A 14,145-nucleotide genomic window follows, 5' to 3' on the forward strand; every position below is an offset into this window, starting at 1 on the left:
AAGATGAAAAAGCATAACAACAAAAAGAGCCTCAACAGCACAAGATTCCCGATCTTGTTCCTGCTGATGGCCATAGGTATTTTGGGCACCATCATTTCCTGTGAAATGGAGGACGACCTGCCCCCACCTTCTGCCTATGTTCCGCCAGAACCAGAACCAGAGCCCGAACCAGGTGAGGGCTGTACATTCGAGACCATAGTCCCGGAACTATCCGAGGGATTGGATTTTGAATGTGCTGGACCCGAAGTGGAGTTTTTTGGTGCAATTGACGGCTCATTTACCTTGGAGTATGTCGAAAACCCAGATCCATCAGGTATCAACACCTCCGAAAAGGTGGTCGCCTATACCCAAATACCGAGTATAGAGCCATGGTCCGGTTTCTTTTTTGATTTGGCCAGCAAGGTGGACTTTACCGAAATGCAGACCATCAAGATTAAAGTATATGCACCCGCTGCCGACCAAATCGTGTTGCTAAAGTTTGAGGACAGTACCGATGGTTCCATTTCAAAAGAAGTTCAAGCAACAACAACAGTGGCCAACGAGTGGGAGGAATTGTACTTTACATTCTCTCCTAGCGATTCTGACAAATTTGACAGAATGGTCCTGTTCTTTGATTTTAATGGCGAAAAGGCCAACGAAAGTGTCCATTACTTTGATGATATTGTGATGAGTGAAGGCGGGGAAGTAGAAGAACCCGGCCCAACTGGTGAACCAACATCCGCAGCTCCAGACCCAACCATTGATCCTACGGAAGTAATCTCCCTTTTCAGTGATACCTATACCAACGTAACCGTGGATACTTGGAGAACCGAGTGGTCCGCCGCAACCTTGGAAGACATCGAAATTGATGGGAATGCCGTGAAAAAATACAGTGAACTAAACTTTGTGGGAATCGAGGCTGTAGCTGCTCCGATCGATGCAACAAACATGACCCATTTCCGCACCGATATCTGGACAGGGGACGCCACGGAATTCAGAATAAAACTGGTTGATTTTGGTGCTGATGGCGCCTTTGATGGTGGCGATGACGTAGAGCACGAACTGGTATTCGAGGCACCTGCCCAGGAAGAATGGGTGACACTGGATATACCGTTGACCGATTTTACAGGCCTGACAACTAGGGGGCATATCGCACAATTGATATTTGTGGGTGCCCCCACCGGAGCAAACACAGTTTACGTGGACAACGTATTCTTCTATAACGAAGCAGGCGTTTCAAATGCTCCAACAACAGGTGCCCCGGCTCCAACAGTTCCGGAAGCCAACGTGATCTCCGTTTTCAGTGATGCCTATACCGATGTTGCAGGTACGGATTTCAATCCCAATTGGGGACAGGCAACCGTGGTTACTCAAGAATTGATAGATGGCAATAATACCTTGAAATATGAAAACCTTAACTATCAAGGCACCCAATTTGCCACTCCTTTGGATGTTTCGGGAATGACCATGTTGCATGTGGATTACTGGACACCTGATTCTTCAGAACTCAACGGATATTTGATTAGCTCAGGACCTGCCGAAACCGCTCATTCTTTCACCATTACCACTGGAGAATGGGTAAGCGTTGACATTCCTTTGACGGAATTCTCCGGGGTCGTGGATTTAACTGATGTGATTCAATTGAAGTTTGATGGCAACGGAACCATCTATCTGGACAATATTTACTTCTATACCCCGCCCGCTACAGAACCAACAGCAGCAGCTACAACCCCTACAGTGGCCGAAGCGGATGTAATATCGCTTTTCAGCAATGCGTACACCAACGTTCCCGTGGATACATGGAAAACCGATTGGTCGGTCGCCACGCTGGAAGACATTATGATCGAAGGGGATGATGTAAAAAAATACAGTGATTTGAACTTTGTGGGCATCGAGACTGTTGCCAATCAAATCGATGCTACGGAAATGACCCACTTCCACACCGATGTATGGACAGCAGATGCTACCGAAATTAGAATAAAACTAGTGGATTTTGGTGCCGATGCGGCCTTTGGTGGCGGGGATGACGTGGAGCACGAGATAACCATTGCCAATCCAGAACAGGGCACTTGGATCTCTTTGGACATTCCACTTCCCGAGTTCGTAGGATTGACCACCAAAGCAAACATTGCACAGCTCATATACGCAGGTCAACCTGCAGGTTCCATGACCGTTTTTGTGGATAATGTATACTTCCACAAATAATGGATAAAAAAACAAATCGTAAATTGATTTGAGTTAGTTAATTAAGCAAACGGATAAGCTCCTTTCCACGTTGGGAAAGGAGCTTTCATCCAAGTCAGATTTTCTATGAAAAAAAGAATTAGTATCCATCAAATAGTAAGAATGAACATTTTTAACATATCCCTTTTAACCTTGGTTTTTGCAATTTCGTGTAGTTCCGGGGATTCTGCTACTGCCGATGTTCCCAGTAATTTGACCGTGGACATTTCGGTTATCGGCGCAAACAATGATAATCCAAATGGAGACGGTTCCGGCACGGTGCAGATATCCGCATCGGCCAATAATGCCGTTCGGTATGCCTTCCGCTTTGGCAATGGCGACCAAATCGAAAGCCCGAACGGAGCCATTGAACATACATTTATGCAAAATGGAACCAACACCCACAATATTACCGTATGGGCGTATTCGGAATCCGGTGAGTTCATCAACCAAAGTTATAGTGTGGAGGTGTACCGATCCGATGAGGCCTTTGCCTCTTTGGTCTTTGCCGATGAATTTGAACAGGCAGGAACACCCGATAATCAGAAATGGCACCATCAAGTGATTCCTCCAAACAATGGTAGCTGGCACAATGGTGAACTACAGCACTATACCGACAGGGAAGACAATTCCTTTGTAAGCGACGGTACATTGAAGATTAAGGCCATCAAAGAACAATATTCGTACAACGGAAGCACCAAAGCGTACACCTCAGCGAGATTGAACGCAAAATTTGCCTTCACTTACGGACGTGTGGAAGTTCGGGCAAAACTTCCTAGCTCAGCGGGTACTTGGCCTGCCATATGGACGTTGGGCGCCAATGTCAACGAAACAGGGAATTACTTTGGTGACCAGTACGGCAGCGTTGGGTGGCCTCTTTGTGGTGAAATTGATATTATGGAACAGACGGGTTGGGATAAAAACAATACCATTTCCCATTTCCATTGGGGAGACCTAAATACAGAGGTATACAACGATGAGGGAGGTGAGACGGCCGTTGCAAATGCTTCTTCCGAATACCATGTTTATTCCATGGAGTGGGACAGCGATAGCATTAAAACCTTTGTAGACGATACTTTGGTGTATGAATTGCCCAATACAAGCAACAAACCTTTTAATCATAATCATTATTTGATCCTGAACATAGCCTTGGGCGGAAATCTAGGTGGCGATGTACCCGAAAACTTTACCGAGGACATCATGGAAATTGATTATGTAAGAATATATCAGTAATACCCGAAGGGAATTGAGTTGCATTGCCGATAATTTGCTATGCCATTAAATTTTTAAACGGGTAAAGAAACCCTGAAGGCCGAAGTTTAAAACTTCGGCTTTTTTATTGGCCCAGTTCTTTGGGCTCAAAAAAAACAAGCTCTTGATTGTTGAACTTGGCCGTGGCCTCGATTGGATTACAGCACACTTCGCAATCCTCCACATAAGTTTGTTGCTGGACAGAACTGTCCAACAAAAAGGAGATTTCCTCCCAGCAGTAAGGGCATTGAAAAAAATGCTCGTACATACGCTAAAAATCAATATTGAGCAATTGGCCGCTTATCTGCAACATTTGCAGTTCCGCCAATTTTGCGGTGTATTTTGCCTGACTCTTCGCCAATTCTGCGTTCAATAGATTCAATTGCGCCTGCCTGAACTCAATGGATGTCACCTGCCCCAACTTGTACCGCTCATTGGTCCTGTTGAAATTATCTTGATTGGTCTGGAGGTTCTTTTCCTGTACATTCAGTACATACACGGCATTGGTATAACTATCCCAAGCATTACGGATATCACGCTCTACCTCCAACTCTATCTGCTTTTTGGCAATCTCTTGGTTTTTATAGGCAATTTTTGCATTCTTGACCCCCGTTATGGTAGTTCCTCCATCAAACAAGTTCCATGTTAGGTTGATGGCCCCTGTGACCCCTGTGGAAGTGTTCTGCAAAACAAAGGCCAGTGGACTGTTGTTACTGGACTCGTTCCAACCGTAGGTCCCGGTCAATCCAATCGTGGGCAAATAACCGCTTCTGGCTATTCTGACGCTGTTTAGCCCCATGTTGATGTCCTTTTCTGCAATTTGAAGCCGGACATTGTTCAGTTTGGCCTCATTGTACATACTTTCCATTTGTAGCCCTGGCACAAATGCCACAGTGGTGTCTGCCCTAAATTGAGAGGAAAGATCCCTGTTGAGAATCAAATTCAGGTCCCTTATCGTATTTCTAAGCTGTTGCCTTGAGTTCAAAAGATTGATGCTGTCCGTATTGATATCCACTTCGGCATTCAACACGTCCAAGCCTGTGTTCTGACCAAATTCAAACTGGTACTCTGCTCTTTTGAGACGATCTTTGGAGATGGTCAGTGCCTCCTCCAATGTGGCCGTGTTCTCCGTTAATCGGGCCGCCTCATAATATACCGAAAACAGTTGTAGGATAGTTGTTTCTATGGTCTGTCGCACTTCCAGTTCGGATTGCTGGGACCTTTCCTGAAAACTTTTGTAATTGTAATATCTGCCCAGTCCGTCAAACAAGGTGTAGTTTACATTTACCGAAGCACTGTACCTTCTGGTTTCCGCGCCTTCCGCGGTACGGGTATCTCCATTGCCCAAAACACCTTCAGAATTCTGTTTGTCTATGCTCCCACTTGCATTTCCTGTCACCGAGGGCAGGTAACCAGAGTTAAGAATATCAGCATTGTTCTCATCGATCAACCTTGTATTGCGAGCTACTTGGATGCTCAGGTTGTTCTGTAACGTAAGGTCTATGGCTTCTTGCTTGGTGAGTATTTGATCCTGGGCATGTAAAAATGAACCAAGAAACAAGAAGATCAAGGGTATTTTATAAATAATGTTTTTCATTTTGTGGTCTCTTCTTCTACACTTTTTGAGGTTTCTTCTCCATTATGAGAAACATTTTTTTCAGTATTGCTTCCGTTCAAGGAAATATGGTCCGATTGCATTTCCTCTTCTTCATGTTGCTCGCGAATGGCGCGTTCCACTTCTTCCGGCGTAACTTTTTCTCCGGTCCACAATCGCTTCGCAGCAACTTTGACGTTGTTGCCAAAAGAAAGGAGCAAAGGAAGCATCAACAATGTCAAAATAGTGGCAAATCCAATTCCATATGCAATGGAAATGGCCATGGGCTTGAGGAATTGTGCCTGTCGGCTTTTTTCCAAGAGCAACGGTGCCAAACCAGCAATCGTAGTCACCGAGGTAAGAAATATGGCCCTAAAACGGGAACGCCCGGCTTCGTATATCGCATCATCAAACTTCATCCCCTGACGGAGGTTGGTATTGAACTTTCCAATCAATACAAGACCATCGTTCACCATGATTCCGATCAAGGCGATAATCCCCAACATGGAAAGTATATTGATCGGGAAACCATGTATCCAATGGCCCCATGCTACGGCTGTCAAACTAAAAGGAACCATAAAAATCAACAACAACGGTTGGCTTATGCTCCTAAAGGTGAAAGCTATGGTTATGAAAATTAGGAAAAGTACTATCGGCCCCACAAATCCGAGCGAACCGAACAATTTGTTGGCTTCCCGGTTCTGGCCTTCATACGATGGGCTGATGGATGGGTATTTAGATAAAATATCGGGCATTACCTCGTTCCGTATCCATAACATGGCATCCGTTCCGCTGGTGGTCTCGGGATCGGTCAGATCTGAGGACACCTGTATTTCCCTTCTTCCTTCTAGGTGATTGATGGCCACATCGCCCCGTTCAATGGTATAGGATGCTATTTCCTTTAATGGAATACGGTCGCCACTCGGCGCCAAAATCCTCATCTCATCCAAATCGGAAATGGAAGATCTGTTTTCACGATCATAACGAACCCATACCCTTATTTCATCCTGCCCTCTTTGAAAACGTTGTGCTTGGGCACCAAAGAATCCGCCCCGAACTTGGTTCATCACCGTTCGCAGGTCCAATCCCAGCAAATATGCGTTTTCTTTCAGTTCCAAGCGGATTTCCTTGATACCCGCTGGGTCATTGTCCGTCACGTCCTTCAGGTTGGCATTGGCCTCCATGGCCTCTTTCAGCTCTTCCTTGGCCGCCTTGAGTTCTGAAATGTTGTTGCCTAAAAGGGATACGGATACGGGGCTTCCCCCAAAATTCCCTCCGGAACCATAGATCAAACTTTCTACCCCGATTACCGGACCCACAAGTTCTCGGAGCCTCGTGGTCACCATATCGGAACGTATACCATCAGGACGTTCTTCTCCCGGTAAAAGATTGATCTGTAAATTTGCGGAAGACGAACCTGGTCCCAAGTTCTTGATCATGTTGACGAACAACATCTTATCCAGTCCCTGTAAATATTGATCGGTAAGTTCCTGATTCACTATTCGGGCCTTATCCTGAATAAGACTGATGATGGAATCCGTCACCTTTTCGTTGGTTCCATTCGGCATGGTCAGCTCTATGGATACCTGATCGCTCGCTACCCGTGGAAAAAAGGATGTTCTTACGATACCTCCACCTATGGACCCCAAAGTAAGAACGAGGGCCATAAAAAAGATGGCAAACGTCAAGAACTTATAGTTCAACATAAAGTGAAGCGCTGGACTGTACCACTTGTCCCGCATATAGTTCATAATCCTATCCCCGATCCTATTGATTGCCCTGAGCTCCGCAAAAACTTTGGCAATGCCTGTTTTTGGTTTATTGTCCTGCGGATGCAATGCTTTGGAGTGCGCCAAGTGAGCTGGCAAAATAATCAATGCTTCGACCAAGGACACGACCAAGGTCAGGATTACAATGACGGAAACCTCACTGAAAAACTCACCTATCCTACTGTCCAGGAACAAGAAAATGGAAAATGCCAAAACTGTGGTGATGATTGCAGAAATAATCGGGGGAAGCACCTCCATGGTGCCATCAAGTGCTGCTTGCACAGGTGATTTCCCATCCTCATAATGCTGATATATGTTTTCGGCGATTACAATACCATCATCCACCAAAATCCCGATAACGATAATCATCCCAAACAAGGAGAGTACATTGATGGTCACATTGAACATGGGTGCAAAAACGAACATTCCCAAAAATGCAATGGGAAGGCCGAAGGCCACCCAAAAGGCCAACCGCGTATTCAAGAACAGGGACAAAAAAATCAATACGAGAATCATTCCCACGATGGCGTTCTCGGTCAAAAGTTGTGTACGTTGCGTAAGGGTTATGGAACGGTCGTCAATAACATCCAACTGTACATTGGTATATTTTTCATTGAACTCTTTGATGTACTCCCTTACATTTTCGGCAGAGCCCATCAAATCCTCCGTATTGGTACTGGTAATAGTGATATTTACCGCCAGCTGATCATTAAAATAGGAGGCATTCGGTGTTTCGGAAAACCGGTCCCTGATGGTCGCTACATCCTTTAACCTAACGGCTCGGCCGGCAGCATCTCCACGTACTACGATATTGGAAAGTTCATCACCGTAATAGGAGCGGTTATTGGCACGGATAAGATATTCCTCGGTCACGGTTTTGATATTACCTCCGGTAACCAAGATGTTTGCATTGGAAACGGCTTGGGCCACCTCACTAAAGGAAAGGTTGTAGGCCAACAGGCTATTTTCATTTACCGCAATCTCTATCTCCTCATCCGGATAGCCCGAGATTTGGATCTGTGAAATCCCATCAATGGCCCTAAGGTCGTTCTCTATTTGGCGGCCTATTTGCTTTAAGGTGGCCAGCGGAATATCCTTTCCGCTAACCGCGAAACTGATGGTAGGCCTTACCGGTTCCTGTTTGGCGACGATCAAGGGCTCCATACCAGTGGGAAAAGTAGGCACACGGTCTACCGCGTTTTTTACCTCCAAGAGCATAAAGTCCACATTTCTTTCCTTCTCGATCTCCACGTTAATGGTACCACTGTTCTCCCGGGATGTGGAGGTGACGCGCTCCACGCCCTCAAGACCCTTAAGGTTATCCTCTATTTTAAGTACGATACCTTCTTCTATTTCTTGTGGGGAAGCTCCAGGATAAGCTATGGTAATGGTAATGTTCCTAGCCTCGTTGAGCGGAAAAAAGGAGGATTTTAGTGAAAATATCCCAACAATCCCAAAAACAACAAATGCCAAGATAAAGACATTCACTGCCATGTGATATTTTATAAAATACGAAATGATTTTTCTCACAGTTGAGGTGGTTTAGGATTTACTATCGTCAAAAATCTTAACCAGCATTCCGGCATAGGCACCGGTTATTGGTTTGGATACGATTACTTCACCGTCGGGAACATTTTTAAGAACCACGGTCTTATCTGTAAAGAATATTGGGTTGACATCCATTAAGTCCAAAATGGAATCCCTGACCACAAAAATTTGGTTATTTTCTAGCAGTAGTGACCTATTGATCTCTATGGCATCGTTTTCTTCCCTTGCCTCTAGGTTAGCTTCCAAATATTGGCCTTCTTTCAGGTCATCTCCGCTAACTTCGATATACACGGTTATGGTCTGTGAGTTTTGGTCCACACTTCCATTTACACGGATTACCTCACCTTTGTACTGTTGGGTTTTTTCCAAATTGGTGAGCTCTACTTTTTTCCCGACCTTCAAAAACTCGCCATAGGTCTTGCTCACGGAAACTTCCAGTTCGTACACTCCTATATTGATGAACTCTCCCAATTTTTGTCCGGTCCTTATCAAGGTTCCCTCGGTAACAAGGGCCTCAGTCAAAATTCCATCAAATGGTGCGGTAATAATATATTTAGACAAACGCTGTTCCAAGTTTTTTACATTGTAATAGGTAGAAATTATCTGCCGGCCCGTAATAAAGAAATTCTCCTTCTCGCTGTCCATTTTGGGTAGTTCCGGTGTGGATTTCTCCAAATCAAAACTATTCAGATATTCCTGCCATTTCGGATAGATTTCGGGGTAATCCAATCTTAAATCTGGCATAATGGAGGTAAGCAAGTTATAAAAGTTACTTTTGGCGGATTGCACCGAGGCATAGTATTCGTTGGCGTCTATTTTAATGAGGGTTTGACCTGCCGAATACTTTTGTCCTGTCCTGAACAATTTACTACCTGCCCTAAATACACCCTGAACTTCTGAATAGAGCTCCAGTCTTTTTTTTGCCCTGAGATTCCCGTTTGCGGGCACTGTAATAGGGACTGTACTGTTCTTTACGGTATCAACAAAAACTGTCTTTACCACCTTTTGTGAGGGTGGTCTTCTGTTATCTTTGCTTCCAGCTATGAGGCCTGCAAAATATAGTGAAGCAAAAATGAGTATTCCCCCGGCCACTGCCGATATAATTAGCTTTCGCATTCGTTAGTTGGTTTAATCGTTGCAAATCTATCTTCTACATTTTTTACAATGGTTAAATATTTCATAAAATGCGTTTTAAACATGGTCAAATGCAAAAAGGGGACCCCAAACGGCATCCCCAAACCAAACAAACTAAAGTAATAACTAACTACTCGTTTTCGTTTTCATCCTCGAACTTGGTATCGGCCATTCGAGTACGGTCCAACTGAATGTTCTTAAACTTGGGATTTAAGTTATGGTCATCGGTATCGAAAACCAAAAACTGTCCCACATTCATATTGTGTATTGCATTGAACGAATTGAACTTATTATTTTGAAGCTGTAATATCTGTAGACTAGCCAGCTGTCCAAATTCTTCGGGTATGTTCCCGCCCAACTGATTATTGGACAAGACCAACTCCTTTAGCTGGCCCAAATTTCCTATTTCTGATGGTATTTCCCCTTCCAACTTGTTCTCGAACAGTCCCAGTGCTTCCAAATTTGAAAGATTACCGATGGATTTGGGAATGATACCATCCAAATTGTTACTGGAAAGGTTCAGCTCCTTTAATTTTTTAAGATTGCCAAAGGATTCCGGTATGGGTCCGGTCAAAAAATTGTTGAACATTGAAAATATCTCCAGTTCGGACAAATTTCCGATACCTTCGGGAATCGCCCCTTTAACACGGTTCATCTCCAATCGGAAAACTTTTAATTTTTCCAGTTTTACCAAATCCTTTGGAAGTACCCCAGTGATTTGATTAAAAGATAGGTTTAAATGGGATAAATGTTTTAGATTTCCTATACTCTCTGGAAGTGTGCCTTTCAGGTTGTTCATGAACAAGGTTATACCGACCACATGGCCGTTATCCACCTCTACTCCCTTCCATGTGTCCACGGATGCCGTTAAGTCCCAAGAAGTATTCCACTCTTTACCGTTGGTACTGTTGAACAGGTCTACCAAGGCAGATTTTTCTTTGGGGGTTACCTGTCCGATGGCGAAGGATGCACCTGTCGAAAACATCAGACAAAAGAAAAAAATGGCTTTACGTATCATTATCTTAATTAATTGTAGGGAATTTACCTACAAAGTAAGAAAAATGAGAAACATCTTACAAATTTAATCGTTGAAAGCACCGTAATTTGTTGTGAAGCCATCAAAATAAGTGGTGAAAAAGTAGGTTTTTTTCTATTCCAAAGATTCCAGCTCATGGGACAATTTTTCCCATTCCTTCATCAAGGAGTCCAAATCTTTCTTTCTTCCCTCATAATTGTCAAAAAAGTCCGGTTTTGCAATGGTTGCATCGTAGTCCATAAGGAGCTCATGGTCAATTTCGGCAATTTCCTTTTCCAACTTGGAAATTCTTTTTTCCACCCCGCTCAGCTTATTTTTCAGGGATTTTTGCTTCTTCTGTGTATGGTAATCGCTTTCCTTGGTTTTTTCTTGGGCCTTTTCTTCCTTTTTTGGATCACCCTTTTCAACACTCCGGAAATCATCCATTTTACGCTGTTCCAAGTAAAAATCGATATCTCCCAAGTATTCTTTGATACCTCCATCCTTGAATTCATAGACCCGGTCCGTTAATCCTTGGAGGAAGTCCCGGTCATGGGAAACCAAGATCAGGGTGCCTTCGAAATTTTGAAGGGCCTGTTTCAACACATTCTTGGATTTGATGTCCAGGTGGTTGGTAGGTTCGTCCATTACCAACACGTTAAAGGGCTGCAAGAGCATTTTGGCCAAGGCCAAGCGGTTGCGCTCGCCACCGGACAATACTTTTACATATTTGTCCACCTCATCGCCCCGGAACAAAAAGGAACCCAGGATATCCCTTACCTTGCTTCGGTTTTTTTCGTTTGCGGCATCTATCATGGTATCTAAGATGGTTTTGCTCCCATCAAGATATTCGGCTTGGTTCTGTGCAAAATATCCCAACTGCACGTTGTGGCCAATTTTCAGATCTCCTTTATAATCCAGTTCACCGACTATGATTTTGGCCAAGGTGGTCTTTCCCTGTCCGTTTTGTCCAACGAAGGCAGTTTTGCTTCCACGGTCCACCATCAGGTCTATATCCTCCAGCACTTTTTTAGGGCCGTAACTTTTGGATACGCCCTCCAACTCGGCCACCACTTTGCCTGGGTTCACGGATACGGGAAATCGGAGGTTCATCACGCTGTTGTCCTCTTCGTCCACCTCTATGCGTTCCATTTTATCCAGTTTTTTGATAAGGGACTGTGCCATGGACGCCTTACTGGATTTTGCCCTGAATTTTTCTATCAACCGTTCGGTCTGCTGAATCTGTTTTTCTTGGTTTTTTTGGGCACTCAGTTGCTGTTCCTTGATTTCTTTTCGGTGGACCAAAAATTGGGAGTAGGGTTTGTTGTAATCGTAAATCCGGCCCAAAGAGATTTCAATGGTCCGATTGGTCACGTTGTCCAAGAACATTTTATCGTGGGACACGATCACCACGGCACCTGTGAAATTCCGAAGGAACTGTTCCAACCAGATTATGGACTCGATATCCAAGTGGTTGGTAGGCTCATCCAACAACAATACATCGTTGTTCTGTAGCAGTAGTTTTGCCAGTTCTATACGCATACGCCATCCACCGGAAAACGTGTCGGTCAACTTATCAAAATCCTCTCGCTTGAAACCTAGGCCCAAAAGCACCTTTTCGGTATCGCCCTGATAGTTGTAACCGCCCAAAATTTCATAGCGGTGCGTTACATCGTTCAAATCCACCATGAGCTGGTGGTAACCATCACTCTCATAATCCGTACGCTCTGCCAGTGCGGTATTGATCTCGTCCAATTTCAGCTCCATCGCCTTGATCTCCGAAAATGCCTGATAGGATTCTTCCAGTACTGTTCTTCCTTCTTCAAAATCGATATCCTGTTTTAGAAAACCTATTTTAATGTTCTTTTCGGTGGCTATGGCACCTTGGTCCAAGGGCATTTCCTTGGCCAGAAGTTTCAGCATTGTTGATTTTCCCGCTCCGTTCTTTCCGATAAGTCCTACCCTGTCCCCTCCGTTAAGACGAAATGATATTTCCTCGAATAAATATTCTCCTCCAAAGGCTACGGATAAATTATGGACATTTAGCATTATATGTGACCTTGATTACAAAACATTAGTTGGCGAATTTATACCTTTGTACAAAAGCCGTGCAAATGTTAAAAAAAGGAACCAAAATGTACAGCATTTTAACAGGAAACTGTCCAAGATGCCATGAAGAGAGCATGTATGAGAATTCCAATCCCTATGTGCTGTCCAAAATTTTTAGCATGCACGAAAGGTGTTCGCACTGCGGCCTGAAATATAAAATAGAGCCGTCGTTCTTTTATGGCGCCATGTACGTGAGCTATGGCGTGGGCATCGCTTTTGCCGTAGCGGCTTTTGTAATTTCATTTTTGTTCCTTGGCGCTTCTTTGCCCGCTACTTTTGTATCCATCGTAGTTACTTTGGTAGTTTTTATGCCCGTAATCATACGGTTGTCAAGAAACATTTGGATCAACTTTTTTGTGAAATACGACCCAACCTCGGTCAAAAAACATGAGGCTGTAAAAGGTTGATCAGTTGGAATAATATTTCTTGGTGAAGCGTTGGATATCCATTTCGGGATCCAAAACCGTTTGCTTTTCTATATGATCGAACAATTGTTTGGAAGCATAAGGACCGATCAAAACACCTCTGGAACCGTATCCGTTGAGGACATATAGGTTTGGATGCTCTGGATGCCTGCCCACAAGGGGCCTACGATCCACTACGGTAGGACGAATTCCCGCAACATGGTCAACAATCTCAAAATCACATTTTAAAAAAGTTTTCAATTTTTCCAAAAGTTCGTTTTTGGACTCCTCGGTCGGTGTGTTGGTCTTGTCCTTCCACTTGTACGTAGCTCCCACCAAATACATATCATCGGCATCCATAGGAATGGTGAAAACCGAAGATTTTATCACGTTATCCTCTTTATAGTCCGGAGCATGGATGATAAGTAGTTCCCCTTTAGTGCCGTTCAGCGGCAAATACCCAAAATACGGGTTTTGCTTGAGGCCGTACCCACAGGCAAAAACAATGTTCTGTGCGGTGACACTTTTATATTCAACGTGTTTATCCGAAATTGTGAACGCTTCAAAATCGAAGGATTCTGGCAAGAATTGTCCCTTTTCCTCAAGATGGTCCTTATAGGAATCCACCAAAGTTCTTGTATCGATTCTGCCGGTATATTTTACTTTGCCAAAACCATAGGGCGCATCAATGGATGGATTGTTGTTCGGAAGGATTTTGGTGGAAAGGAAATAATCCAGATTTGGCCGGTCGGCAGCCTCGAACCATAGGTTTTGTTCTTCAATGGATGCAAATTTTCGCAGTACCGGAAGCTCATAATCCAGTTTTACGCCAAGTTTTGCCTCCAATCTTTTATAAAATGGCTTGGCATTCTCCAACTGTTGTTTTGCGTTCCAAGCCAGGGTAAACCGCTTTAAAATCACCGGATTGTACAGACCGCCCGCTACTTGGGAAGCTTTCTGTGAATCGTCCGCAATCACTTTAAACGTTTTTCCGTGTTCTTCCAAGACCTCACAAAAGGAGATTCCTGCCAGACCCAGACCTACTACAATATAATCATACATAGTGCAAAATTAGGCATCTGATAGATCTTCCTGACATATGGCCCCAAGTTTGATGCA

At 44.1% G+C, this 14,145-nt stretch carries 10 protein-coding genes; 3 read left to right on the forward strand and 7 right to left on the reverse strand.

The genetic code is table 11. The features are described 5' to 3' along the window. The first annotated feature begins 3 nt into the window (after positions 1 to 3). Positions 4 to 2,184, forward strand: a complete 2,181-nt coding sequence (locus SD449_RS09880; RefSeq protein ID WP_318310334.1) for a hypothetical protein — start codon at positions 4 to 6, stop codon at positions 2,182 to 2,184. A gap of 141 nt (positions 2,185 to 2,325) precedes the next feature. Next, positions 2,326 to 3,435, forward strand: coding sequence for a glycoside hydrolase family 16 protein (locus tag SD449_RS09885; protein ID WP_318310336.1), 1,110 nt, complete (start codon positions 2,326 to 2,328; stop codon positions 3,433 to 3,435). 103 nt (positions 3,436 to 3,538) lie between these two features. Here SD449_RS09885 and SD449_RS09890 read toward each other — a convergent pair whose 3' ends face one another. The 6 genes from SD449_RS09890 to SD449_RS09915 all read right to left on the reverse strand — a co-directional run bounded on the left by SD449_RS09890 (position 3,539) and on the right by SD449_RS09915 (position 12,562). Beyond that, positions 3,539 to 3,721: a CPXCG motif-containing cysteine-rich protein gene (locus tag SD449_RS09890; protein ID WP_318310338.1), complete on the reverse strand. Its 183-nt coding sequence runs from the start codon at positions 3,719 to 3,721 to the stop codon at positions 3,539 to 3,541. A gap of 3 nt (positions 3,722 to 3,724) precedes the next feature. Further along, entirely contained in the window at positions 3,725 to 5,050 is a 1,326-nt protein-coding gene (locus tag SD449_RS09895; RefSeq protein ID WP_318310340.1) for a TolC family protein, read from the reverse strand. Then, positions 5,047 to 8,346, reverse strand: a complete 3,300-nt coding sequence (locus SD449_RS09900) for an efflux RND transporter permease subunit (protein ID WP_318310342.1) — start codon at positions 8,344 to 8,346, stop codon at positions 5,047 to 5,049. The genes SD449_RS09895 and SD449_RS09900 overlap by 4 nt, the downstream gene beginning before the upstream one ends. A 12-nt stretch (positions 8,347 to 8,358) precedes the next feature. Beyond that, positions 8,359 to 9,480 carry an efflux RND transporter periplasmic adaptor subunit gene (locus SD449_RS09905; RefSeq protein ID WP_318310343.1) on the reverse strand — a complete coding sequence of 374 codons (1,122 nt, stop codon included), beginning with the start codon at positions 9,478 to 9,480 and terminating at the stop codon, positions 8,359 to 8,361. Between the two features lie 148 nt (positions 9,481 to 9,628). Next, complete coding sequence (locus SD449_RS09910; protein WP_318310344.1) at positions 9,629 to 10,483, reverse strand: leucine-rich repeat domain-containing protein; 855 nt, start codon at positions 10,481 to 10,483, stop codon at positions 9,629 to 9,631. A gap of 165 nt (positions 10,484 to 10,648) precedes the next feature. After that, positions 10,649 to 12,562: an ABC-F family ATP-binding cassette domain-containing protein gene (locus SD449_RS09915; protein WP_318310345.1), complete on the reverse strand. Its 1,914-nt coding sequence runs from the start codon at positions 12,560 to 12,562 to the stop codon at positions 10,649 to 10,651. A 65-nt stretch (positions 12,563 to 12,627) separates the two neighbouring features. On the opposite strand from SD449_RS09915, the gene SD449_RS09920 reads away from it, so the two are divergent. Continuing rightward, positions 12,628 to 13,029 (forward strand): DUF983 domain-containing protein, encoded by a 402-nt coding sequence (locus SD449_RS09920; protein ID WP_318310346.1) that lies wholly within the window; start codon positions 12,628 to 12,630, stop codon positions 13,027 to 13,029. Here the strand turns inward: SD449_RS09920 and SD449_RS09925 are convergent, their stop codons facing one another. Next, entirely contained in the window at positions 13,030 to 14,088 is a 1,059-nt protein-coding gene (locus SD449_RS09925) for an NAD(P)/FAD-dependent oxidoreductase (RefSeq protein ID WP_318310347.1), read from the reverse strand. Between the last annotated feature and the right edge of the window lie 57 nt (positions 14,089 to 14,145).

The sequence above is a fragment of the Flagellimonas crocea genome, from assembly GCF_033441595.1.
In the GTDB taxonomy this organism is placed as follows: Bacteria; Bacteroidota; Bacteroidia; order Flavobacteriales; family Flavobacteriaceae; genus Flagellimonas; species Flagellimonas crocea.

What these genes read in the sequence shown, in the direction of transcription:
- SD449_RS09880 (WP_318310334.1), top strand. Translation starts at nt 4, where the DNA reads ATGAAAAAGCATAACAACAAAAAGAGCCTCAACAGCACAAGATTCCCG.
- SD449_RS09885 (WP_318310336.1), top strand. Translation starts at nt 2,326, where the DNA reads ATGAACATTTTTAACATATCCCTTTTAACCTTGGTTTTTGCAATTTCG.
- SD449_RS09890 (WP_318310338.1), bottom strand. Translation starts at nt 3,721, where the DNA reads ATGTACGAGCATTTTTTTCAATGCCCTTACTGCTGGGAGGAAATCTCC.
- SD449_RS09895 (WP_318310340.1), bottom strand. Translation starts at nt 5,050, where the DNA reads ATGAAAAACATTATTTATAAAATACCCTTGATCTTCTTGTTTCTTGGT.
- SD449_RS09905 (WP_318310343.1), bottom strand. Translation starts at nt 9,480, where the DNA reads ATGCGAAAGCTAATTATATCGGCAGTGGCCGGGGGAATACTCATTTTT.
- SD449_RS09910 (WP_318310344.1), bottom strand. Translation starts at nt 10,483, where the DNA reads ATGTTTTCGACAGGTGCATCCTTCGCCATCGGACAGGTAACCCCCAAA.
- SD449_RS09915 (WP_318310345.1), bottom strand. Translation starts at nt 12,562, where the DNA reads ATGCTAAATGTCCATAATTTATCCGTAGCCTTTGGAGGAGAATATTTA.
- SD449_RS09920 (WP_318310346.1), top strand. Translation starts at nt 12,628, where the DNA reads ATGTTAAAAAAAGGAACCAAAATGTACAGCATTTTAACAGGAAACTGT.
- SD449_RS09925 (WP_318310347.1), bottom strand. Translation starts at nt 14,088, where the DNA reads ATGTATGATTATATTGTAGTAGGTCTGGGTCTGGCAGGAATCTCCTTT.